At 55.5% G+C, this 23,139-nt stretch carries 20 protein-coding genes and 1 tRNA gene; 6 read left to right on the top strand and 15 right to left on the bottom strand.

Going from position 1 to position 23,139, the window contains the following annotated elements; genetic code table 11:
- Positions 1-410 (bottom strand): contractile injection system protein, VgrG/Pvc8 family (locus V8G57_RS04520; protein WP_342828355.1); only part of this gene is annotated, 410 nt, incomplete at its 3' end.
- Between the two features lie 268 nt (positions 411-678).
- Here V8G57_RS04520 and V8G57_RS04525 point away from each other — a divergent pair.
- Both V8G57_RS04525 and V8G57_RS04530 read left to right on the top strand, forming a co-directional pair.
- Positions 679-987: a DUF2471 family protein gene (locus V8G57_RS04525; protein ID WP_342828356.1), complete on the top strand. Its 309-nt coding sequence runs from the start codon at positions 679-681 to the stop codon at positions 985-987.
- A complete protein-coding gene (locus tag V8G57_RS04530) occupies positions 965-1,360 on the top strand; it encodes a hypothetical protein (protein ID WP_342828357.1) in 396 nt (131 codons plus the stop codon). The genes V8G57_RS04525 and V8G57_RS04530 overlap by 23 nt, the downstream gene beginning before the upstream one ends.
- A 144-nt stretch (positions 1,361-1,504) precedes the next feature.
- Here the strand turns inward: V8G57_RS04530 and V8G57_RS04535 are convergent, their stop codons facing one another.
- Positions 1,505-3,346: an AAA family ATPase gene (locus V8G57_RS04535; protein WP_342828359.1), complete on the bottom strand. Its 1,842-nt coding sequence runs from the start codon at positions 3,344-3,346 to the stop codon at positions 1,505-1,507.
- Positions 3,347-4,117: 771 nt separating this feature from the next.
- Here V8G57_RS04535 and V8G57_RS04540 point away from each other — a divergent pair.
- Complete coding sequence (locus V8G57_RS04540; RefSeq protein ID WP_342828360.1) at positions 4,118-4,942, top strand: competence protein CoiA; 825 nt, start codon at positions 4,118-4,120, stop codon at positions 4,940-4,942.
- A 38-nt stretch (positions 4,943-4,980) separates the two neighbouring features.
- Here the strand turns inward: V8G57_RS04540 and V8G57_RS04545 are convergent, their stop codons facing one another.
- From V8G57_RS04545 to V8G57_RS04560, 4 genes are all read right to left on the bottom strand, one after another.
- Positions 4,981-5,457, bottom strand: coding sequence for a hypothetical protein (locus tag V8G57_RS04545; protein ID WP_342828362.1), 477 nt, complete (start codon positions 5,455-5,457; stop codon positions 4,981-4,983).
- A gap of 148 nt (positions 5,458-5,605) precedes the next feature.
- Entirely contained in the window at positions 5,606-6,664 is a 1,059-nt protein-coding gene (locus tag V8G57_RS04550) for a GmrSD restriction endonuclease domain-containing protein (RefSeq protein WP_342828363.1), read from the bottom strand.
- A 246-nt stretch (positions 6,665-6,910) separates the two neighbouring features.
- A complete protein-coding gene (locus V8G57_RS04555; RefSeq protein WP_342828364.1) occupies positions 6,911-7,321 on the bottom strand; it encodes a GNAT family N-acetyltransferase in 411 nt (136 codons plus the stop codon).
- A gap of 498 nt (positions 7,322-7,819) precedes the next feature.
- Positions 7,820-8,761 (bottom strand): hypothetical protein, encoded by a 942-nt coding sequence (locus V8G57_RS04560; RefSeq protein WP_342828365.1) that lies wholly within the window; start codon positions 8,759-8,761, stop codon positions 7,820-7,822.
- Between the two features lie 136 nt (positions 8,762-8,897).
- On the opposite strand from V8G57_RS04560, the gene V8G57_RS04565 reads away from it, so the two are divergent.
- The 3 genes from V8G57_RS04565 (at position 8,898) to V8G57_RS04575 (ending at position 11,084) form a co-directional block, all read left to right on the top strand.
- Positions 8,898-9,494 carry a tyrosine-protein phosphatase gene (locus tag V8G57_RS04565; protein WP_342828367.1) on the top strand — a complete coding sequence of 199 codons (597 nt, stop codon included), beginning with the start codon at positions 8,898-8,900 and terminating at the stop codon, positions 9,492-9,494.
- A 105-nt stretch (positions 9,495-9,599) separates the two neighbouring features.
- Positions 9,600-10,274, top strand: coding sequence for a phytanoyl-CoA dioxygenase family protein (locus V8G57_RS04570; protein ID WP_342828368.1), 675 nt, complete (start codon positions 9,600-9,602; stop codon positions 10,272-10,274).
- A gap of 171 nt (positions 10,275-10,445) precedes the next feature.
- Entirely contained in the window at positions 10,446-11,084 is a 639-nt protein-coding gene (locus V8G57_RS04575; RefSeq protein WP_092393644.1) for a LysE family translocator, read from the top strand.
- Between the two features lie 3 nt (positions 11,085-11,087).
- Here V8G57_RS04575 and prpF read toward each other — a convergent pair whose 3' ends face one another.
- The 9 genes from prpF to V8G57_RS04620 all read right to left on the bottom strand — a co-directional run bounded on the left by prpF (position 11,088) and on the right by V8G57_RS04620 (position 23,115).
- Complete coding sequence (gene prpF, locus V8G57_RS04580; protein WP_342828369.1) at positions 11,088-12,269, bottom strand: 2-methylaconitate cis-trans isomerase PrpF; 1,182 nt, start codon at positions 12,267-12,269, stop codon at positions 11,088-11,090.
- 96 nt (positions 12,270-12,365) lie between these two features.
- A complete protein-coding gene (yjfF, locus tag V8G57_RS04585) occupies positions 12,366-13,382 on the bottom strand; it encodes a galactofuranose ABC transporter, permease protein YjfF (RefSeq protein WP_342828370.1) in 1,017 nt (338 codons plus the stop codon).
- The gene (locus V8G57_RS04590) at positions 13,379-14,512 is read right to left on the bottom strand and encodes an ABC transporter permease (protein ID WP_371326547.1); all 1,134 of its coding nucleotides are present in this window, start codon (positions 14,510-14,512) and stop codon (positions 13,379-13,381) included. Before V8G57_RS04590 ends, yjfF begins: the two co-directional genes overlap by 4 nt.
- Positions 14,509-16,062, bottom strand: coding sequence for a sugar ABC transporter ATP-binding protein (locus V8G57_RS04595; protein ID WP_342828371.1), 1,554 nt, complete (start codon positions 16,060-16,062; stop codon positions 14,509-14,511). Before V8G57_RS04595 ends, V8G57_RS04590 begins: the two co-directional genes overlap by 4 nt.
- A gap of 97 nt (positions 16,063-16,159) precedes the next feature.
- Positions 16,160-17,128 carry an ABC transporter substrate-binding protein gene (locus V8G57_RS04600; protein WP_092393656.1) on the bottom strand — a complete coding sequence of 323 codons (969 nt, stop codon included), beginning with the start codon at positions 17,126-17,128 and terminating at the stop codon, positions 16,160-16,162.
- A 314-nt stretch (positions 17,129-17,442) separates the two neighbouring features.
- Entirely contained in the window at positions 17,443-18,843 is a 1,401-nt protein-coding gene (locus tag V8G57_RS04605; RefSeq protein ID WP_342828372.1) for a virulence factor family protein, read from the bottom strand.
- Positions 18,840-21,446: a bifunctional lysylphosphatidylglycerol flippase/synthetase MprF gene (gene mprF, locus V8G57_RS04610; protein WP_342828373.1), complete on the bottom strand. Its 2,607-nt coding sequence runs from the start codon at positions 21,444-21,446 to the stop codon at positions 18,840-18,842. The genes V8G57_RS04605 and mprF overlap by 4 nt, the downstream gene beginning before the upstream one ends.
- Positions 21,447-21,643: 197 nt before the next feature.
- Positions 21,644-21,737 (bottom strand) — tRNA-Ser (locus tag V8G57_RS04615).
- Positions 21,738-21,864: 127 nt separating this feature from the next.
- Positions 21,865-23,115, bottom strand: coding sequence for an aspartate kinase (locus V8G57_RS04620; RefSeq protein ID WP_092393662.1), 1,251 nt, complete (start codon positions 23,113-23,115; stop codon positions 21,865-21,867).
- Between the last annotated feature and the right edge of the window lie 24 nt (positions 23,116-23,139).

A 23,139-nucleotide genomic window follows, 5' to 3' on the forward strand; every position in this document is an offset into this window, starting at 1 on the left:
CTGAAAATGCTTTCCGTCTGCTCACGCAGCGTCTTGCCGTGAAAAATGTAATTGTCTTTGCGCAGCCGCAGATACTGGAGCCACGGACCCAGCTTGGCCTGGTAGAACGTAATGGCGCCATCGGTCCTGGTCAATCGGAACTCAAAACAAAAACCGCTGAAATAGCGGAGGCTGCCATCTGCCCGCACCAGCTCTACACTGAACAGCTTGCCTTGCAAGTCCTTGAGCGCCAATGCCGGATCATCAGATATCAATTCGACATTAAATTCGAAGTCGCCGGAAAGGCTTTCTACTGCATCGAGTTTGTTGACCAGGAGTTGCGCCTGGGGACCATCGTCGTGCGGGAAAGAGAGGCGCAATATGCGGCCATGCTGACGGCCCATTATCAAAGACTTGAACACACTGCTCATGCGGGGTTCCTCAGAATTGAACCGACAACTTTAAGATGATTTTTTGGCAAAAATATACCGTTGGATTTTACTTGATAAATATTTCACTAAATCATAACTGCCAATGACTTTAGTTACCAAGGAGAAATACTGAAGAAGAGCGAATTTTGCAAGAGTTCACACTCTTGTTGGGATTCCGCGACATCGAGGCGCTCTAATGTCGGTAGCAAAAAAATGATATGCGCTTATACTGTACATACATACAGTAATTTGCATTTTGGAGAACACCGTGCGCCTCACCGATATGAACGAATTTGATGCAGTCATTGCCCGAGCCAAGCCAATTATCCAGACAGCAGTCGCGCGCCATCGCACGGAGGGGCGCCCCCTCACGTGGCGACTTATTCATTCTATTGAAGGTGAAGTCTTAGCCGAGCTGAGGAGCTCCAAAGATCTACAGCCGGCATATATCAATTTGATTAAGCACTCTGGCGTTTTCAATTACCCTATGAACGACGATCCTGTGGACTTTGGCAAATCGAGTGCAATTGCCTGCGCGTTCTCAATGATCTACGATGCATTTCACCGTCTTCACTGAGTTACTACCCGCTAGATCAAGAGAGGAACAACCCGTGATTTCTGTAAATTTCATAGATTATTTTTCTTCCGAGCCAGCTCGATTTAAAGAACTGATAGCACGCTTGATGGCGAACGGCTACGTCACTGATGAAAATTTCGGCTTGTCGCGCCGCATATTCGCTAGCGTAAAACAAGAAGAATTTGAGGACATTTTTCAATTACATTTTCCTGGCGAAGAAAATGTAATGATCGTCAGTTCAACGGCATTTTGCCGACATCATGGTGAGTACGTTTATGTGATGTATGACGCTGCTCTATTTGAAACGGACAAACAGATTGGGGATAGAGTGCGCTCAGATGGAGTGTTGGATATCTCTCCGGACTACGAATAAATTGGGAATATCCGTTGTCCACCACTTGGTAACTTTATCAGGTTCATTGCTGGCGATGTTCGAGAACACATTTTGCAATGTCACCCGCGACGACGTGTTGGCCACCTATTGCATACCGTCTTCATGCCGAGCAATGCCACGGCTTCAGGAACGTGGAATTGCACCATCAATAGTTGAATCGGATAGGCCGACGAGCTCTCGAAGAAAATTTCCCAACTCTCGTAGGCTTTCCGGCTGTCGCGGCAAAATCCATGACACCAATTGGATGACATCTCGTGTCTTTTTGAATTCATGTCGCGATTCAGAAATTGTCGAAAATATTGATTTTAAGATTTTTGCACCGTCTATCTTCGAGATATCTGAATTGCCTATTTCTGTTTCCAACAGATCTGATATTTGTTTAGTTGTAACGTTCTCGCCAAGATCATTCAGGACCGCTGCGATAGCCTCGGGAATTAAAAAATAATTCTCAAGCATTTTGAAATTTAGATATTTCAATTCCCCTTGTGATTCCGCGCTTAGTTGAGCACATTCGCTTTCGCTGCGGTTTTCGCTATCTAACAATACGCCGAACATTGGGGGCACGAGAGCAGATGATGTAGTGAGTCGTTTGTATACTTTAACGACCTCCTTCGGGTCAACACCCTTCGTCTCAAAAGTACCTGTGTGCTCTACGCGCAGAACGGCCGTTCCCGCAGCAATTTCTGGACAAAAATACCGCAGGAGTTCAGGTATCACGCTCTCTTCAGTTTGTCCCTCTACCCATAAGACGCGATCACGACCATGAAGATCTGTCATGCGGATTCCCAGTTCCGACAATCCTACGCGAAGCGAAGAAATATCTTTGCCATTTACCTGGGTGGTCTTGGTAGAAGTGCCATCTAGCTCGAACAATGTAATGAGGCTGGGAGTAACTGCCGTCAATACATCAGCGGAGTGTGCAGTGAGAATATATTGATGCTGCTTACCTTCTGTAGCCAAAATTTGAAGCAATTCCCGTAACGCACGCGGGTGCAAAAAAGAATTCGGTTCATCAATCGCGACAACTTGCGGAGCCCTTGATGTTAAGACAACATATAACATTGCGATGACATTTCCAATACCCGTACCCATTTGGCTTAAAGGTACGGCAAGATCCTCTCGGCGTTTTTCAGGTGATAGCGGCAGGCAGCGTATTTGAAAGGTTGGGCTTTGCGGGACTGGTGGGGCCTGAACCCAACTCACAGATGGAAAAATTCGCTTGACCCATGCGCATAAGGTGCCATGAGCGTGCGCATCATTTGACTGCAGGTGATTGATGCAATAGGGAAGGTTTCCCGCATCACGGTCAAGTATAGGTGAACCATGACTTCCGGATTCTCCGGCAGGTCGTCGCTGAGCAGAAAATCGATAAATAAATCGCAAATATTGCTCTCGGAAAGCTCCGATTGCCCCTGCCACACCACTAAAATTTGCGATTCGTACGTCAGGAACCGTGCTGGACCAATCCTGATAGCTTAGTTCCAACGCGCTTATTGACTCGGATGGATTATTGCGTGAAGACATGCCCGATGGCCCGAGAAAGGTCTCAAAACCGACAAATTCTATGCCCTGCCGTAATTTTAGTATCAGTTTTATTTCTGGCCTTTCCTGGAAATGTTGAGTTAGCCATTGAGCTTCGTCCACACCAGCTCGAACCTGTCGTGCGTAATCGCGCGGTAGTTGAATATAAAGCTTATTTCCACCGAGGCTCCGCATCTCCGGAATATTCGTGGCGATCATCAAGCTAAATTGAGAAGCTTCGTTTGGTTGTGCACCGTATTGAGTCAAATTTCCAACAGAACGATGAGGAGCATTTAGACCGCTTGGTGGATCAAGTGCCTCAAGTACAGTCGTTTTACCAGAGTTATTTGCGCCAATGAACAGATTGAATCCAGTTTCCACCAGGATCTTCTGTGCCTTCCAAAAACATTTGTAATTTTCTACATCAATGGATTCTAACCGCATAGTCTAAATAACCTTTTAATGTTGGAAGTCGTATCGATCCGTCGAAACAACCTGGATTATTGGAATTTTAGGACTACAGTGGTACGGCTGAATCATATACCCAACATTAACCCGGCGCGCGCAGTCATCCCCCCGCCACGCCTGCCCGCTAAATTGGGCGGTTTCGACTCAAATTTTTTGACGTGACGCACATAGGAGAAAGCTAGCGTCGAAGGACGCAAATACGTCGCAAAAAAGTGACGCAAAACGACGCACGCAGAGAGGTAAAAATGGGGTTCGGGTGTGGGTGATGGAAAACCGATTTCAGGTTTGAGCTCGGGGAAAGCATAACCTTTATAACCTGGCGCTTTTATGCACGCCAAGTCGTTGATTTATATAGGCTTAGGTGGTTATGGTTAAACTATAACTTTTGATAACCTAAAACATAATCAAATTCCAAGTCATTGATTTATATAGTTAATTATTTTTAAAGAAGTTAACTATTATTTTATAACCTAGTTATGCCAAGGTTATGTCGAGGTTATAGTTTACTGAATCCTGCAAAGCCTTATGCAGCAAGGGTTTCCAAGCACTTCCTGAAATAAGTTATAAAGGTTATGGTTTTCCCGTGTGGTAGTTTATTTTAGAAAGCTGCCAACTTGCGTGGTAAAGTTGTCATCAAATACAAGTGATTTTTACGACGAAAATACTCGCAGTATCACGCCTCATGTGTCGATGATGACGACAGTTTTTGAATCCGGGCCATTGTTAGGGTCAACTTGGAGGGACGAGTTGCAATATTCTTTAGTCGACAATCAGCGTCGTGAGGCATTTACTGGAGGAAAAGGCATCTGCCCAACTTGTGGCTCCGCAATGGTCGCAAAATGTGGGCCGCGAGTTATTCACCATTGGGCCCACGCGACCCGCCAAAATTGTGATCCCTGGTGGGAGAATGAAACCGCATGGCATCGCGACTGGAAAAATCTATTTCCTGAGAATTGTAGGGAGATTTCGCACACTGCCCCGGATGGCGAAATCCATCGCGCCGATATAAAAACTTCCACGGGCATCATAATCGAGGTCCAACACTCTGCCATGACTGACGCCGAACGAATTTCCCGCGAATCCTTCTACGGCAATCTTGTTTGGGTCATTGACGGCAGCACCTTTCGCAAAAATTTTGATATTTATCACTTGCTACCAGATCCAACTTCCAATTTTGCTCAGGATCTTATATGGTCCAAAGCTACGCGTTCAATGCAGGGCGCTGCCAGAGGATTATTTTTCCGTTTATCTGAAGCGCTTTTGGAAAACCCGAACGCTACGAGAGCAACGCTTAAAAGTGGCTGGATACATGGCATCCACGAAATCGAAGAACAAGTAAACCAGGCCTATCGAGGACACCATCAGTATGACTGGGTACGGCCTCGTCGCACCTGGTTAGATGCCAAATGTCCTGTCTATATCGATCTAGGCGACAATTTGCTAGCGAGGTTGGAAATCTACGATGAAACTGGACTTCATTGCATTCGACTGATTTCCAAGAGAAAATTTATCCATGACGCAATGACCGAATTGTCCGCCGATGCCATTGCGAGTCGCTTCTATCCTCTGTAATGCTATTTAAATCAACCTGTTGAAATGAACCGCACAGATTAATACTGACTTAAATCCCTGGCAATCGTCAGCATCTCAAATAGATAGTTTTCAAGCCTGGTCTGCGTAGGGCTGACCCGTAGAATCGAACGCAAGAAGCCCGCCGGTTTGCGCTCATGAGGCGAAAGCGGCGCTGAACCAACCACGAGACGCGTAAACACATCCAACGAGTGATCACTTCGATGTGCTAATGCATTTCGAACTTGATGCAATTGCCTTAACATCTCCTTCTGAGGCTTTGTAAGCGTGGAAAACGGTTTGCCGTCCTTGAAAAAAATTTCAGCACGGTCAGTAGTTCTGTCGTATGGAATCCAATCGATATATTTATCACCACCGAACACAACTTTTTCCGCAATGATTGCGGAAGGAAATGACATTTTGGCTTTCACGTTGCGAGTGGGCATAGAGATCCTACCCGCCACGTAACCTAAGAACAGATCCTCCACGAAACGCTCAAACGATACAAACGCTTCCACATAGATGCCTGAGTATACTTGCTCTACATCGAACCGAACTAACTGTCCTTGGGCGAACAGATTATCGACTCGCGACCGAGTCCGATCTAATCGAACGTATCGATTCTGTAGTGTCAAGAACAGACCAGCAGACGGGGTTGGCATCAAACTACTTTGCCAGGAATTTCACAAGCGCCGTCCGCGCAGAAACGTGCGTAACCCGTAGAGAAGTTGCGTCGAGAACAATCTCCGGCGCCGTTTTCGCTTCAATCGCGTCACCGTGCTTCAAAATCTTTGTAATTTGCGCAGAAGTTAGCTGATTATGTTTTGCTTTCGTCGCCAACGAGGCCGATGCACCGAACATGAGTTGATAAATTGCGCAAAATAGGGCGTAAAAGACCGTACGCTTTTTGAAAGGCCCTACGGCAATACTTTGTCCCATCTTTTCGACAGTAGCCATTACAAGCCTGAAGCGACGTTCGACCTCGTCCTTCTCCTTAAATTTGGCGTCGAATTCCGCATAGACCTTGTCAATTGCCGTCTGAGTCTTCCCAGTCACTCCTTTCAGCATCGACATAAGCAGTTCACTCGTCAGCTCAACTTCGTCCATCCGGGCGATGTTGTGCTCCGTGAAAATTCCCCACTGGCGCCAACTTTCAAGGAACTCTGTCGACAAGGTGTATGACAGTGTCTTGAACTCACCGAAATAATCAGCATTACGAAGTTCCTGATCGTTCAGTTTCACGCCCGTAGAGTTCATACGAGCAAAAATTTGAAGGACCTCGCGGTCGTCCACGCTCGACGGTAAAACGTGGACGCTGAACTGATAGTCCATGATCCTCTGCTGAAGTTCGTTCGGTAGCGTTTTGAATGTACAACCCGCGTAGTCCTTGCTGTGGACCGCCTTGATGGAGAAAGCATCCCGTTGCTGGTCGAAATCCGGCAAATACTCCGGGCAAACGAAACTCAGAACCGTTCGGATACGCTGCTGTCCATCGATAACTTCGCGCTTAGCTACTAACGTCTTCAGATTCGTCTTCTGATCCCGCAAGAAGATAATTGGGATAGGCAAACCTCGCATAATGGTATCGATGAAGAATGACTTTTGATCAGGTTTCCATACTGGGCGGCGCTGAAAACTTGGGCTAAGCACAAGCGTTTCATTACGTTGCCAATTAACGAAATCGGCAGTGGTATAAAGAGTTCGCGTTATGTCTAGGTTTTTCATAGATGGCAGGTGGTTTCGTTGACAAAACACTATACCTTGTCTATCGTCAATAATCCATCAATGAGCAGCCTGGGTGATTCCTCTTGAGGTAGAAGAAGGAAAGAATACCTTCCTGTCGCTGTTAGCAGACATTGGTGATTGGCTACTTATGACCGATAACAAGCCGCTCGTTCCGTCCAAAAGTAACCATTCGACTAACGCCTAAGTTAACCCAAGCCGCGAAGCAGAGACGGCTCGAATGAATTGCTAGGCTTTGTCCTTAGTAATATCTTTCTGCACCACTTCTTTGTCGTTAGTTTGTTGAACGTAGCCCTTCCCTTGATACCAGGAGACCAGCCATCCTTGGTCTATATTTGGATCAAGAGCATATGGTTTTAGCCGGACGAATGTGCAACCAAGTTGAATAGCACAATCTTCTGCGTATGAAAGTAGAAATGTCCCTATACGTTGTTTTCTAGAGTCAGGAAGGACATAAATTTCAATGATAAAAACTAATGACTCGTCACTATAAACGTCATACGTAAGAAAAGCTGACTCCACCCCATCGATCATGACGATGAATTGTCGTGCCCTATCCCCTCGAGCTCGCTTAGCTCGGTAATGAAGAACCTCGTTCTTCACATCACTCACATCATCGATCTTGATGATTTTCTGCACGCTCGGCTCCTATGGTCTAACACTCGTGCGCAACGCTCAGAAAATTTTTCCTTCGGGGTTATACGCTAGAGGCAAAGTCTAAATGAGTATAGCTTATTCAAGTGGGGGATTTTTTGGCCAACTAGGCGCGTTCAATGTTTTTCGTGCACTGAATGCACAAACAGTAGTTGTAGTCTGATGCGGCTTTGCGGCATACGCGCATTCTGCGTTCTTGACTCATAATCCGTTGGCGTGCCTTATGAATCAATGGGTTCGCACGCAGCGTGTCCAATTGTGCGGATATCCTTCGTAGCGCCGATTGTATTGCTACTGCTAGAGTTACCAGAAAATCAGACCCACCGCTCATGTACACAAAATTTACACAATGACTAATAAATCGGTATAAATACTCTATTTCAGATTCCGGCCTCGGGCACCACAAAGCAAAAGGCTCTCAGCATTGAGAGCCTTTTTGTTATGTTTCGCAAAACACCCCTTGTTTATAGCGGCGAAATCGCATTACTCCGGCTGATAAAACTTCATTGCCTCCGACCAGCGAAATGTCTGCCGCGACTTCCCGCCCTTCTCGCGCAACTGCAGATCGTGAAAGCCGTCGGTAACGCTAGAGAGGACCACGAGCGAGTTGCTGCCATCCGATACATCATGGCTGCGCGTACCGTCCTTGTGCCAATCGCCGGCAATCATCTTGTTGAACATCATCGGCTGCGCAAATACGACTCGCAGCGACTTGCCGTCAATGTGAAAAAGATACAGGGCTTCAAACGAGGCGCCGCCGCCGGCGTAGCCTTCGAACCAGCCTGCCCGAACGCCGAACGCATAATCGTCGTTCCGCAGCAGATAAGGCGCGAGGTCAAAACGCTGCCAGTTCTCCGGCAAGCCCGCGGCCGACCCCTTGCCATCTTCGGAGCCAATGACTTGCGGAGTATCGATATTGCCGGCAGTGCTCCAGTCAGTCGGGACCGTGACCGGGGCATCGGTGCGGGCCACAAGCCGCGGCACATTGTCAGCGCCACGCTCGAACACGCCGAACCAGATCTCGTTATCCGCATTGTCGTCAAACCCCTTGCAGTCACTCACCGGATATCTCATAGCGCCTACGGCGAGCCCGGGCGGCGCTGCCAGGCATACCACGCCCACATACATGCCCGGCCGTTGCGGCCATGGTTTTGCGCCGGCCAGCAGCAGGCGCTTCGGATCTCTTCCCGGCGCGAGCTGCAAGGCCAGGAAATCCTTCGTGAAGCCGCCCGGCAGCTGCTGGCCGAATCCATCTGGCGCTGGTGCGCCACTCATCTCTCGATCGAAAGCTGCACGCGCGTCGGCGGTCTTGATGGCGCCGCGCACCTGGCTCAGTGAGCGCACCGTAGTATCGGCGCTGGCCGGCAGCGCAGGTAATGAGCAAGCAACGAGACACGGCAACAGCCGGCGAAGGAATATATTCATGGGAGGCAATCCTGTCAGGTATAGGCAAACGGCATTTTATCCGCTGTCGCAGAAATGGGTATCCGCAGGTGCCTGGAGATATACTTCAGGTATGTGCAATCGCCTCAAGAACTCCAATAACCAAGAACGGTAATCAATGACACGCCACTTCTTTAAACGTTTAGCCAAATTTGCCGTGCTGGTCCAATTGGCGCTCGCCTTTACTCCATATGCGCAAGCAGAGCTGGCACACGCGTCCGTTCGAAAACCGGAATGGGCTCAACCGGTTGATGCCTCCGCCAATCTCTATCTGATTGACAAAAATTTCTACCGCAGCGCTGCATTGCAGCCGAAAGACATCAAAACACTCAATGCGCTCGGCATCAAAACGGTGGTCAACCTGCGTTCGTTTCATTCGGACGAGGAATTACTTGAAAATACGGGTATAAAAACGGTGCAGGTCGGCATCAACACCTGGTCAATCAGCGATAAAAACATCATTGCCGCCTTGCGCGCCATACGTGCCGGCGCTCAGGACGGGCCGGTGCTGCTGCATTGCTGGCACGGCGCTGACCGGACCGGGGTTGTCACCGCCATGTACCGTGTCGTATTCCAGGGTTGGACCAGGCAAGAAGCACTGAAAGAGCTCACCGATGGCGGCTACGGATATCATTCTCTTTGGAAAAATATTCCGAAATATATGAATACCGTGGATATTGAAAAAATCCGTATCGGCGTCGAGAGCATAAACTAGTCAAGTGCATCCGTTACTCCGAAAGCAGGAAACCAGATTTCATAGAGGAAGCATGGATCGAGTCACGCAAGCAGCTGTCGTTGGCGCAGAATCTGGCTGCCCAAAATGATCCCGGAAAAATTTGAAGATGACGGTTTTCTGGTCACCGGTCCGCTATCGGGACATGAGCTCGGCGCTCAGCTCGAAGCGATTATTCCAAAGCTCAACCCGGACGGCGTCGGCACCCGGAATTTAATCGAGCATGCATGGTGTGCGGATCTGGCAAAAACGATTCGCGCGCATCGGCTGGTTGCCCCGCTTCTTTCAGTTGCAACGGCCGCGGTACAGTGCAACCTGTTTGAAAAATCGAAAGGCCAGAACTGGCTCGTCCCCGTTCACCAGGATCTCAGCATAGCGGTGCGGGAAAAAATTGAACATCCTGCGCTCACCGGATGGGCCGAAAAAGAAGGCGCCATTTTTGTCCAGCCGCCCGACAGCGTTCTCCAGGAAATGGTCGCGGTACGGTTTCATATCGATGAATGCGGTCTCGGCGACGGGCCGTTGCGCGTTGTCCCTGGCTCTCACAAAATGGGGCGGCTGACCAGCCAGGCTGCATTGGCTGAACGCGATCGCATCGGCGAAATTTCCTGCCCCGTCGAGCGTGGCGGCGCAATGCTGATGAAACCACTGCTGCTGCACGCATCATCGAAAGCATCCGGGCAAAGCAGGAGGCGCGTCCTGCACTTTGTTTTTGCGCCGCCGCTGCTGCCTTTTGGCTTGAAATGGCGGCATGCCTTTTGACAGCACCGATGAGTGTCGAATATCTTTGCATCCGCCAAAAAAATCAAGAGGAATATGCACTCCCCGTTCACCGGCTCGCTCAGTCTCTCGCCGGTTACAGCGCCGATCGGACAGGACGTGTATATTTTCATTAATCAGGATTCCCGACCTTTAGCTTAAGGAGAAACGCCAATGAGCCCGTCAGCCGCCATCGCAGCCATTCTTGCCGCGTTATTGATCGGGGCGATGAGCCCCGGTCCGAGTTTTGTCATTGTTGCCAGACATTCCATCGGCCTGTCGCGCCGTGACGGCCTGGCGACAGCTGCCGCGATGGGGATCGGCGGCGTTTTCTTCAGCGGCATTGCGCTGGTCGGACTGTACACCCTGCTGGCAACCGTAGGATGGCTTTACATGGGCCTTAAAATCGCCGGCGGCCTTTACCTGATTTACCTGGCGTCTAAAATCTGGCGAGGCGCCGCGGCGCCGCTTGCTCTTGACAATAACCAGGCGGAAAACGCGGGAAATGTGCGTAAGTCTTTCTGGGTCGGCCTCAGTACACAATTGAGCAATCCGAAGACCGCCGTCGCCTATGGCAGCATCTTCGCGGCCTTGCTGCCCCAGCACCCGCCGCTCTGGTGTTACTTCGCCCTGCCGCCGCTGGTTTTTGCGGTGGAAGCCGGCTGGTATGCGGTCGTCGCCTTGTGCTTTTCCAGCAAACGGCCACGCGAACTTTATTTACGCGCCAAGACGTGGATCGACCGGGTCGCCGCAAGCGCCATAGCGGCGCTGGGACTCAGGCTGATATTTACGGCCCACAGGACCGGCATTTAAGCATCAGGCAGAGAAAACGGTGGACGACACAAGCACCGCGCCTTCCATCAGCCGGCGTGCGCTGCGGCTCATGACGGCCTTGGTGACCACCCAGGCGCCATCGCGCTGCTCCGCCTCCGCGCCGACAGCCAGGCTGCCGGAAGGATGGCCAAACCGGACCTTGCCGTTCGCCTGCTCCGTCATCAGGCGATGGACGATGGTGCCGGGAATCGCCGCGGCGACGGCAATCGCAATCGCTCCGGTTCCCGTCATCGCGTGGTGCAGTTTTCCCATCGAAAAGATGCGCGCGTTGATGTCCAGCGTGGCGGCATCGACATGCTTGCCGTTCGATGCGACATAGCCAGTTGGTTTCGCAACGAAAGCCAGCTTGGGCGTATGCGGCCGCAGCTGGCTTGCTTCCTCTGGGCTCTTTGCCAATCCCATGCGCACGGCGGCGTGGGCGCGGATCGTTTCCACTTTCTGCAACAGCTCTTGGTTGCCATTGATGTCGCGCTGCAGTTCGTTTCCTGCCAGCCCAAGCGTCGCCGCGTCCACGAAGATAGCTGGATTGCCAGCATTAATCATGGTCAGTTCGACCGGGCCGACGCCAGGCACCTCCAGCACGTCGACCGGCGATCCGCTTGGAAACATGCCGCCGGCGCCGCCTTCATCTCCTTCACCGCTCGGATCCAGAAATTCGATCTTGATCTCGGCTGCCGGGAAGGTGACGCCATCCAGCTCAAAATCGCCCTCTTCCGCCACGGCGCCGTCCCGCATCGGCACGTGGGCGATGATTTTTGCGTCAATGTTCGCCTGCCAGATACGGACCATGGCGATGCCATCGCGCGGAACCCCTGCCACCAGTCCTTGTGCGATGGCAAACGGCCCGACTGCCGCGGTCAGGTTGCCGCAGTTGCCTGACCAGTCGATCATCGCCTTGTCAATCGCCACCTGTCCGAACAGATAGTCGACATCGCAGCCGGTGCGCGCGGACGGGCTTACCAGCACAACCTTGCTGGTGCTCGAAGTTGCGCCGCCCATGCCGTCGATTTGCTGGCCGTAGGGATCCGGGCTGCCCATCACGCGCAGCAATACGCGGTCGCGCAGCGCCGGATCGGCCGGCAGCCAGTCCTTATGGAAGAACACGCCTTTGCTCGTACCGCCGCGCATGTACACGGCCTGGATTTTTTTCTGCGCCAACATCATCTCCGAAAATACGCCTGCCCGCGGGCCATGCGCCGCGCGATTGACAGCAAGCGTATCAGGATACAAGAAATCGGGCTTTTTTGATTTGATGCGCGATTACGCCGCCGCGGCGGCAGGCGTAGTGGCAGGGGTGGCGGACGCGCTGCCGGCGGCTCCCAGGGACATCAAACGCTGCGCCATGCAGAACACAAACAGCAGCACGCCGATCACGATCTTGGTCCACCACGAGCTCAAGGTGCCGTCGAATGCAATCAAAGTCTGGATCAGCCCCAGGATCAGCACGCCGGTCAAGGTCCCGGCGACGTACCCATAACCGCCGGTCAGCAAGGTGCCGCCGATCACCACCGCTGCAATCGCATCCAGCTCCGTGCCTTGCGCATGCAAGCCATAACCGGACAACATGTAGAACGAAAACAGGACCCCGGCCAGCGCCGCGCAAAAGCCGCTGAAGGCATACACCATCACCTTGGTGCGCCCTACCGCCAATCCCATCAGCAGCGCCGACTGTTCGTTGCCGCCGATGGCGTAAACCGCGCGTCCGAAGCGCGTGTAGTGGGCGATGTAGATGGCCAGTGCGAGCATCAGCATGGCGATCACCACGCTAGGCGAAACAAAGGCGCCGAAAATGCCGATGCGCGCTTGCGACAGGGTCACATACAAGGGCTGGTCGATCGTGATCGAATTGATGCTGATCAGGTAGCACAGTCCGCGCGCCAGGAACATCCCGGCCAAGGTCACGATGAAAGCCTGCAGCTTGAAGAAATGGATCAGCGCTCCCATCAATGCGCCGAACGCGCTGCCGATCAGCAGCACGCAGGCGATCACCAGCAGCGGCGGCCAGTGCCACGATTGCAGCAGGTAAGCGGAAATCATGGTGGTCAGGGCCAGCACCGAGCCGACCGACAAGTCGATGCCGCCGGACAGGATGACAAAGGTCATGCCGATCGCGATCACCAGCAGGAAAGCATTATCGATCAAGAGATTCAGCACTACCTGCAAGGAAAAGAAGCCGGTGTAGGCGAACGAGCCCAGGGCGAACATCACGACCAGCAGGGCGACGGTCGCCAGCGAGGTGAAATAAGGCGAGGACAGCGACTGGCGGACAAGCTTCATGGTTTTTTACCGTTATCAGAACGCGAGCGCGCAGCGCCGCTAAACAATCCAGCCCCCAAACCGCGAAACTCCGGCGATTGCGACAGGCAGACCGCGAACACCACGATCGACTTCACCACCATGTTCACCTCCGGCGGCACGCCCATCGAATAGATCGTGTAAGTCAGCGCCTGGATGATCAAGGCGCCGATAACGCTGCCTACCAGGCTGAATTTGCCGCCGGCCAGGGAGGTGCCGCCCAGCGTCACCGCCAGAATCGCATCCAGCTCCAGCAGCAAGCCCGCATTGTTGGCGTCCGCGCTCTTGATATTGGAACTGATCATCAAGCCGGCAACGCCGGCGCAGGCACTGCAAAACATGTACACGAAAAATATCAGCGCAGCGGTCCTGATGCCGGCCAGGCGCGCCGCCACCGGGTTGATGCCGACCGACTGGATGAACAGGCCGAGCGCGGTCTTGCGCATCAGCAGCGCGACAATCAGGAATACGCCGATGGCGATAAACAGGGAAAACGGCAACCCGAACAGATAACCGCTGCCGATATAGAAAAACGGTTTGTAATACACCGTAATGATCTGGCCGTCGGTCAGCAACTGCGCCAGACCGCGCCCGCCCACCATCAGGATCAAGGTTGCGATGATCGGCTGCAAGCCAAGCGTGGCGACCAGGAAACCGTTCCAGACGCCGCACAGGATCGCCGCTCCCATGGCGGCGGCAATCGCCCACACCATCGGGATGCGGCTTGCATATTCCGGCACGCCGTTGTGCATTTCCATCGTGCCGCCGATCAGCATCGCGGCAACCGTGCCGGAGATGGCGACTACCGCGCCCACCGAGATATCGATGCCGCGTGTCGCGATCACCAGCGTCATGCCGAGCGCCGTCAGTATCAACGGCGCGGCGCGGTTGACGATATCGATCAGACTGCCATACAGGTGGCCGTCCTTCCATTCAAGCCGGAAGAATCCCGGGATCATGAAAAAATCAAGCGCCAGCAGCAGCGCCAGCGCCGCCAGCGGCCGCAGCAAGGGATTGCGCAGCAGCACGCGCAGGCGCGCCGCCAGCGCCGGCCCGCTGTCGCTTTGCAGCCTGGCGCCGGACAACGGATCGGGATTCAATGGAATACTCATTCGCACTCTCCGGCGATCACCTGCAATACCGATTCGTCGTCGAGTTCTCCGCGCAGGTATTCACCGCAGGGTTCGCGGTCGCGCAGCACCAGCATGCGGTCGCTGCAGCGTAGCACCTCGGGAATTTCGGAAGAAATGAACAATATCGCCATGCCCTTGCGGCACAAGGCGATGACATGGTCCATGATCTCCTGCTTGGCGCGCACGTCGATGCCGCGCGTCGGTTCGTCCAGGATCAGCATGGCGGGATCGGTCGCAAGCCAGCGCGCCAGCAGGGCCTTTTGCTGGTTGCCGCCGGACAGGGAGCTGATAGGTGTGTCGATATCCGGCGTCTTGATGCCCAGCCATTTGACATAATCGCTGGCGATCGCCTGCTGGCGCTTGCGCGGAATCACCCGCAGCAGGCCGGCGCGCGCTTGCAGCGCCAGGATGATGTTTTCACGTACCGACAGCTCCAGTATTGCGCCTTCGGCTTTCCTGTCTTCGGAACAGAAACCGATGCCGGCGGCGATGGCGTCGCGCGGCGAGTTGAACCGGCCAGGTTCTCCTTTCATGCGGATGCTGCCGCTGTCGGCCTTGTCCGCGCCGAACAGCAAGCGCGCAGCCTCGGTGCGGCCGGAGCCCAGCAAGCCGCACAGTCCGAATACCTCTCCCGCGCGGAAATCCAGGTCGAGCGGAGCGAGTATTCCTTTGCGCCCCAGCCCGCGCGCCTGCAGCACGATCTCGCCGCTGCCCGGTGCGCGCGCCTCTTTGTCCTCGCCGGCGATTTCCTTGCCAGGCTGCGACTGCGTGCCGACCATCTTGTTCACCAGTTCGAAACGGCTCAGTGCGCTGGCCTGGTATTCACCTTCAAGGACGCCGTTGCGCAATACCGTGATGCGATCGGAGATCTCGTAGGTCTGTTCCAGGAAATGCGTCACGAACAGGATCGCCATGCCCTGCCCGCGCAGCTTGCGCAACACGTCGAACAGCAAGCGCACTTCGGCTTCGTCGAGGCTGGAGGTAGGCTCGTCCAGGATCAGGACTTTGGCAGAAACGCTCAGGGCGCGTGAAATCGCCACCATTTGCTGGATCGCCAGCGGATACCTGGCCAGTGCCGCGGTGACGTCGATATGGATCTGCAGGTCGCCAAGCAAGCGCTGCGCCTGCTGCTGCATGGCCTTCCAGTCGATGCCGCCATACTTTCTCGGATAGCGGCCGATAAAGATATTTTCTGCGACCGACAGGTTCGGACACAGGTTGACTTCCTGGTACACGGTGCTGATGCCGAGGTTTTGCGCGTCATGGGTGGAGGACGGCTGCACGATCCTGCCGTCGAGCCGGATCTCGCCGCTGTCGGGCGCGTAGACGCCGGTCAATACCTTGATGAGAGTAGACTTGCCCGCGCCGTTTTGCCCCATCAGCGTGTGGACTTCGCCTGGATACAGCCGCAAAGCGACATCGCTCAGCGCCTTGACGCCGCCGAATGCCTTGTATATGCCGTTGAGCTCCAGCGTCGGTGCAACGCCGTCCGCTGCCTGGCCGGCAGCGCCTGTTGCTGTTTTATTCATCCGCTTACGATCCCGAATTTCTCATGCGAAGCCATGCCGACCGGCCAGGCATGCCCGATGCGGCGAGCGATCCGCCCGCCGCCTTTCGTAGAAAACCTTAGTACTTGCGGTTCGGGAATTCCTTGGCTGCCACTTCGGCCGGAAACACGCTCTCCTCGGTCGTAATGCGCTTAGGAACGGTCTCGCCGGCAAGCACCTGTTTTGCGACCTTCATGAGCTGCGGTCCAAGCAGAGGGCTGCATTCGACCGTCACGTTGAGCTTGCCTGCCATCATCGCTTCAAACGCGCCCTTGACGCCATCGACCGAGATCACCAATATATCCTTGCCCGGTTTCAGGCCAGCTTCTTCGATGGCCTGTATGGCGCCGATCGCCATGTCGTCGTTATGCGCGTACAGGACATTGATTTTCTTGCCGTCGGTTTTGAGGAAGGCTTCCATCACTTCCTTGCCCTTGGCGCGGGTAAAGTCGCCGGTTTGCGAGCGGATGATTTTCAGTTTCGGGTTGGCGGCGATGGTTTCTGCAAAACCTGCCTTGCGGTCAATGGCGGGAGCGGAACCGACTGTCCCCTGCAATTCAACGATGTTGATGTCGCCGGCGGGCATGGTCTTGGCCCGTTCCAGCAGCCAGCGTCCGGCGCGGCGGCCCTCTTCAACAAAATCCGAGCCGATGAAAGTGACATACAGGGATTTGTCGCTGGCGTCGACTGCGCGGTCAGTCAGGATGACCGGGATCTTGGCGGCTTTCGCTTCACGCAAGACAGTGTCCCAGCCCGACTCGACCACCGGGGAAAATGCAATGACATCGACCTTTTGCGCGATGAAGGAACGAATCGCCTTCACCTGGTTTTCCTGCTTTTGCTGGGCATCGGCGAACTTGAGCGTCACGCCGGCCTGTTTCGCCGCATCCTTGATCGACGCGGTGTTCGCGGTGCGCCATTCGCTTTCGGCGCCAACCTGGGAAAAACCCAGCACCAGCGGTTTTTCTGCATAGGCGCTGGCGGCGACTCCAAATCCCAGGCCGAGGCAAAGCGCCGCACCCAATACTGTTCTGCGTGTCATTTTCATGCTGTCTCCGTTTTTATGTTTTTAGATAGATAAAACGTTCGAAAGGCGCGACCATCCTAGGACGGAAACCAGGCGGTTTCAAATGAATTATTTTCTGTTTCAGATACGTGTTTGGGTATCGGCCGGCCGTCGCTGCTTTGCAGCAGATGATTTTTGGACAAAAAAAAGCCCGCTAACTTCCGTTGCGGGCTGAATCCAAACCTTGAGAGGTGTTGGAGGAGACAGGAACACTATATCGCACTGCAGCATGGCAGTCTGCTTGATTGTCGTGATACCAGATATTCATCAATCGGATATGGCGGCTACCCGCAGCGCTACTTGCGCGCGGCGTCAAGAATCAGGCCGGCCAGGCGTTCGTAGTTGCCGTCGAAATGGTGGCCGCCGCTCAGCTTGAGCAATTTGACGCGGCTGGCGTCCAGGCTCGGGCAGGCCGAATCGGTCTCCTCGCTGCCGTAGATGCACATCGCCAGCCCGGCCGGCAGCTTCGCGACTTCGGGCGGGATGGGTAAACCGTCATTGCTGGAGCTGACCCAATTGGTCAGATGGAACTGGAAATCGGCTTTTTTCCCCAAGCCCATCATTGCAACCAGCGGCACCGACGCCAGCGCCTTGCCCGACAGGCGGTTGCCGACAAAAGGCAAGACGTCGGCGCCTTGCGAATAGCCGATCAGCACGACCTTGTCTTTTTTCCAGCGCGCCATGTAGAACTGCATCAGGCGCTCAACGTCTTTTGCGGTCGATGCCGGCGTGCGGGCGCTCCAGAAATAGCGCAGCGAATCGATGCCGACCACCGGCACGCCACGCTTCGACAATGCGTTTGCCACGTCGCGGTCAATGCCGGCCCAGCCGCCGTCGCCGCTGATCAGGATCACCATGGTGCCGGCATCCTGGTTGTGTCCAGGCGGCGCCAGCGCAGCCACCTCCACCACCGGCAAATCGGACACTGCGGCAGGCGGCGCCTGCACCGCCACCGCCTGTTTTGCATTCAGGCTGGAATATGCCGACTTCAGCTGCGCCAGTCCATCCTGGCCTGCTGCCTGGATCAGCTCGGCGCCGCCGACACTGGCGACAAATGCGCGGGTAACGCCGGCTTCGCAACGTGCCGCACCGGGCAGTTGCGCGTCCGGTAAAACCCGCCATGCGGCAGGCAACCGGGAAACCGGCAGCAGGTCTACGCCCTGGCCTTTTGCGCGAGCCTTGAAACGCACGCCCTCGCCTTTGCACAGCGGCTTGCGCAAACTCAGGGCAGGACAAAAGCCGAGCGAGATGGCGCCGCCGAAAGTGCCGGCAGGCGCCTGCGCCAGCATTGCATAGGCAAAGCTGGCGCCGGAACCTTCTCCCACCAGCAACGGCGGATAATATCCCGGCACTTTTTCATAAGCCTGCACGAAGCGGCTCAGGTTTTCCAGGTCGCCGTCCGGAAACGCGCAGTCGCCGCCGTCGGCATTCAGGCTGGCGAATAATTGCGGCGTGCTGATTCCTGCTACCAAAGCACCTTGCTCGGCCAGCGCACGCGCCTTCTCGGCTGCGCCCTGGTTCCAGCCGGCGTCGCCAGACAACAGCAGGACGACACCATTCACCGGTCCCGCCGGCTGGTAGATTTCAACACTCTTGAAACGGCCATGGCTTACGCTGCGATGCGCATCGTCGGCTCTCGCGCTGCTGCCGATGCAAGCCGTCGCGCACAGCGCCAGGCAAATCATTCTCTGCTTCATTTACTGATGGCTCCCTTGATGCCGCCGCTGATCAGCGCGGCCGTATCGGTAAAGGCGAACAACGGCGCCAGCCCGCCCTTGCTCACCAGGTAGCGTGCTTCCCACACCGGGTCGAACTTGTCTTTGAAATTGCGCAGGCCGCGGAAATTGTAGAAACGTCCGCCGTGCATGAACAACATGCGGCCGAAGCGCTGCCAGCGTGAAGCCAGCTGATGGTCTTTCATGCCTGACATCGGCGCCATGCCCAGCCCGAAGCGCTGGTAGCCCTGTTCCTTGAAATGCAGCATCAGCTGCGAGAACAGGAATTCCATGGTGCCGGGCGGCGCATCCGGCAATTGCCGCATCAGGTCGACGGCGACTTCGATCCGCAAGACGTCCGGACACATCAGGCTGGCGAAAGCGATGACTTTTTGCTCGCGCCGGATTACCGCAACCGGCTGCCGCGCAATGTAAGCCTGGTCGAAACTTCCCAGCGAAAAACCCTTCTCGCGCGTGTCCTGGTCGGACAGCCACGCGTCCGAGACTGCCTTGAGCTGATCCATCAATGGCGGCACCTGTTCCACCGCCAGTATCGAGAAACTCAGGCCCTCGCGCTCGGCGCGATTGACGCCATGCCGCAGATTGGCGCGGCGCGGCCCTTGCAGGCTGAACTGATCGAGCGGCACATAAGCCTCTTCGCCCAGCTTGTACACGCGCAGGCCGGCGTCGAGATAGAGCGGCAGCGATTGCGGGCGCACCTTGTAGAACGCGACCCGGCCGCCATGACCGTCAACCAGCTCGATAAAACGCCAGATCAGCTCCGACCATTCGCGCTGGTCGCCAACCGGGTCGGATAACGCGACCCACGAGCGGTTGTGCTTGGCGAACATGATGAAGCTGTTGCCGGAGGCGGAAAACAGCAGGCTCTTGTCGCCCATGAAAGCCAGGCATGCATCCGCCGCGGGCTGCTTGCGCACGATCTCGGCGGCGCGCTGCAACTCCTCTTCGGCGGGACGTTCGGCGACGCCGGCAGAACGCCGGAACAATTGCCACAGGCCCAGGCCCAACGCCATGATGGCGACAACCATCAAGGTCCGCATCGAACGCGGCGCGTAGTCGTCAAATGCAAATTGCCACCACATGCGGTCGGCAATGTCGATGTCGCGGTAAGCGAACAGCAGTATCCAGCCGCAGGCGGCGAGCACGCAGGCAACCGCGATCAGCCAGCCAGGCTCGAAGGTTTGCGAAAACAAGGACGAGCGCCGGTCAAACTGCTTGCGCGAAATCACCAGCAGCGAGGCCAGCAGGAACAATACGATGAATTCGGAAATGGCGATGCCCTTGGGCAGCGCCAGGATGCCGGCGATCACGGTCAGCACCAGCGACGCCCACCACGCGGCGTCGAGCCGGTGCAGCAGGCCGCGCGCCAGGAACAGCATCGCCAGCCCGGCGACGCTGCCGATCAGGTGCGATGCTTCCACCACGAACAGGGGCACATGCAGCCGCAGCAGTTCTTCAGCGTGGCGGGTGGCCGGCGTTACACCCGACACCAGCAGCATGGTGCCGGTCACCAGGGTCAACGCCGTCAGCAGCCATGGCGACAATTTCACCGCCGCGCGCGCCACCGGTGCGGCAACGCCGGCGCGCATCTCGAATGCCGCCAGCAGGATCGTCGCCAGCAGCAGCGGCAACAGGAAATAGATGGCCCGGTACAAGACCAGGGCCGCCGCGATCTTGCTGGTGGGCGCGTGGTTGGCGCAAGCCAGCAGGATCACCGCTTCGAATACGCCGACGCCGCCAGGCACATGGCTGATGACGCCAAGCGCCATCGCAATCGCATAAAACGCGACGAAGGTCGGCAAATCGATCACGCCGCTCGGCAGCAGGAACCACAAGGTAGCTGCTGCCGCGCTCAGATCGACGGCAGAGATCAGCAGCTGGCGCAACGCCAGGCCGGATTCCGGCAAACGCAGGTTCCAGCGCCCGAACAGCAGCACGTCGCGGCGCATGCGGCACAGCAGGATAAAAGCGGCGACGCCAAGCAGCACCAGGCAAGCTAGCGCGCGCAGCAGCCAGCTCGGGATATGCGCCAGCTCCTGCACCTGCGTCGCTCCCCACAGCAAGCCGATAGCGCCGAAGGTGGTCATGCCAAGGCCGAATGCGCCGGCATTGAAGGCAATCGCTTGCGCCACCTGGGATGCCTCGACGCCGCTGGCCGTGTACAAGCGCATGCGCACCGTGCCGCCGGTCAGCACGCCGAGCCCGACGGTATTGCCGAGTGCGTAGGCGATAAACGAGGTCAGGCCGATGGTGGTCCCTTTGACCTTGGCGCCGACGTAACGCAAGCTCGACACATCGTAGCCGGCCAGCGACAGGTAACTGACGGCGGTCGCCAGCACTGCCAATAAAAGATTGTTGAGCGGCGTATGCTTGACCGCATGCACGATGCTGCGGTAGTGCACATCGGCAAGCAGCGCGTGCAAGGATTTGAAGACCAGCGCCCCCAGGACCAGCACCACCAGCACGGTCAGCCAGGGACGCCAGCTTACGCCCCCCGCCTGGACGGCTGGAATGGCGCCAGGCGCCGGAATATCTGTTTGTGACGGAGATGGATGACGTGCCATGGAACCTTTATTATGCGGCCGTTCCCTCGAGGCCGGCCGCCGACTACTTTAACAGTTGTTAAGAGCCAGTTTACAAAGCAAGGTTCGCTCCAGCAAGCAATAACCGGTAAAGAACCGGCTGCAAAAACAAAAAAACCGCACCAGCACAAGGCTAGAAGCGGTTTCTTGTACGTTCCGAATGACTCGGAACATGTTCTTGGAGGAGGCGGTGGGAGTCGAACCCACGATACAGGTTTAAGCCCATATGCTTCCTTAGCAGGGAAGTGCCTTCGACCACTCGGCCACGCCTCCAAACTCAAAACGGCTTTTAACAACGCCGCGTTAAGGACACGAATAATAACTTTTCATGGGGCATTGGTCAATAACGCCACATCAAATTAACCGCTTTTTTCGTGATTTTTTTCGCGATCCGGTGCGATTAAGCGCTTTCCAGCCCAAAAGCCTTGTGCAGGGCGCGCACCGCCAGTTCCATGTATTTTTCGTCGATCAGCACCGAAATCTTGATCTCGGAGGTTGAAATCATCTGGATATTGATGCCCTCTTCCGACAAGGTGCGGAACATTTGCGAAGCGATGCCGACATGGCTACGCATGCCGACGCCAACCACCGACACCTTGGACACCTTGGCGTCGCCAGTGATGTTGGCGGCGCCGATGTGCGTCTTGACCTTCTCGTTCAAGACAGCCATCGCCTTGGTGTATTCGCCGCGCGGGACGGTGAAGGTGAAGTCGGTTTTGCCGTCGACCGACTGATTCTGGATGATCATGTCGACTTCGATATTGGCATCGGCGACCGCGCCGAGGATCTGGTAGGCGATGCCTGGACGGTCAGGCACGCCGAGCACGGTAATCTTGGTCTCGTCGCGGTTGAACGCGATGCCGGTAATGGTGGCTTGTTCCATCTTGGTGTCTTCCTCAAACGAAATCAGGGTGCCGGAAATTGCTTCTTCTTCCAATGGCATTAAGGGGTCGGTCAGCGACGACAGCACGCGCGTCGGCATCTTGTAGTTGCCGGCAAATTCGACTGAACGAATCTGCAGCACTTTCGAGCCCAGCGATGCCATCTCCAGCATTTCTTCAAAGGTCACGGTCTTCAGGCGGCGTGCATCCGACACCACGCGCGGGTCGGTGGTGTAGACGCCGTCGACGTCGGTGTAGATCAGGCATTCCGCGGCTTGCAGCGCGGCGGCCACGGCCACCGCCGACGTATCGGAACCGCCGCGGCCCAGGGTCGTGATGTTGCCGAGTTCGTCGATGCCCTGGAAACCGGTGATGATCACTACCTTGCCGGCATCCAGGTCTTGCCGCACCTTGGTGTCGTCGATCGAACGGATGCGCGCCTTGGTATGGGCGGAATCGGTTTTAATGGCAACTTGCCAGCCGGCGTAGGACACCGCCTGCTTGCCTATCGCTTGCAGGGCCATGGCCAGCAAGGCCACCGAAGCCTGCTCGCCGGTGGATGCCAGCATGTCGAGTTCGCGCGGATCCGGCTGGGCGGTAATTTCTTTTGCCAAGCCCAGCAGGCGGTTGGTTTCACCGGACATCGCGGAAGGCACCACGACGATTTGGTGGCCGGCGTCATGCCATTTGGCGACGCGCTTGGCGACATTCTTGATGCGCTCGGGCGAGCCCATCGAAGTGCCGCCGTATTTGTGGACGATTAAAGCCATAGGGAGTGTAGGTGGGTGCTAGAA

Source organism: Collimonas rhizosphaerae (assembly GCF_038896935.1).
Classification (GTDB): Bacteria; Pseudomonadota; Gammaproteobacteria; order Burkholderiales; family Burkholderiaceae_D; genus Collimonas; species Collimonas rhizosphaerae.

Excerpts from the sequence above, each read along its gene's own strand:
- V8G57_RS04530 (WP_342828357.1), top strand. The coding sequence starts at position 965 with ATGCATTTCACCGTCTTCACTGAGTTACTACCCGCTAGATCAAGAGAG.
- V8G57_RS04535 (WP_342828359.1), bottom strand. The coding sequence starts at position 3,346 with ATGCGGTTAGAATCCATTGATGTAGAAAATTACAAATGTTTTTGGAAG.
- V8G57_RS04550 (WP_342828363.1), bottom strand. The coding sequence starts at position 6,664 with ATGAAAAACCTAGACATAACGCGAACTCTTTATACCACTGCCGATTTC.
- V8G57_RS04560 (WP_342828365.1), bottom strand. The coding sequence starts at position 8,761 with ATGAATATATTCCTTCGCCGGCTGTTGCCGTGTCTCGTTGCTTGCTCA.
- V8G57_RS04565 (WP_342828367.1), top strand. The coding sequence starts at position 8,898 with ATGACACGCCACTTCTTTAAACGTTTAGCCAAATTTGCCGTGCTGGTC.
- V8G57_RS04570 (WP_342828368.1), top strand. The coding sequence starts at position 9,600 with ATGATCCCGGAAAAATTTGAAGATGACGGTTTTCTGGTCACCGGTCCG.
- V8G57_RS04575 (WP_092393644.1), top strand. The coding sequence starts at position 10,446 with ATGAGCCCGTCAGCCGCCATCGCAGCCATTCTTGCCGCGTTATTGATC.
- prpF (WP_342828369.1), bottom strand. The coding sequence starts at position 12,269 with ATGATGTTGGCGCAGAAAAAAATCCAGGCCGTGTACATGCGCGGCGGT.
- yjfF (WP_342828370.1), bottom strand. The coding sequence starts at position 13,382 with ATGAAGCTTGTCCGCCAGTCGCTGTCCTCGCCTTATTTCACCTCGCTG.
- V8G57_RS04590 (WP_371326547.1), bottom strand. The coding sequence starts at position 14,512 with ATGAGTATTCCATTGAATCCCGATCCGTTGTCCGGCGCCAGGCTGCAA.
- V8G57_RS04595 (WP_342828371.1), bottom strand. The coding sequence starts at position 16,062 with ATGAATAAAACAGCAACAGGCGCTGCCGGCCAGGCAGCGGACGGCGTT.
- V8G57_RS04600 (WP_092393656.1), bottom strand. The coding sequence starts at position 17,128 with ATGAAAATGACACGCAGAACAGTATTGGGTGCGGCGCTTTGCCTCGGC.
- V8G57_RS04605 (WP_342828372.1), bottom strand. The coding sequence starts at position 18,843 with ATGAAGCAGAGAATGATTTGCCTGGCGCTGTGCGCGACGGCTTGCATC.
- mprF (WP_342828373.1), bottom strand. The coding sequence starts at position 21,446 with ATGGCACGTCATCCATCTCCGTCACAAACAGATATTCCGGCGCCTGGC.
- V8G57_RS04620 (WP_092393662.1), bottom strand. The coding sequence starts at position 23,115 with ATGGCTTTAATCGTCCACAAATACGGCGGCACTTCGATGGGCTCGCCC.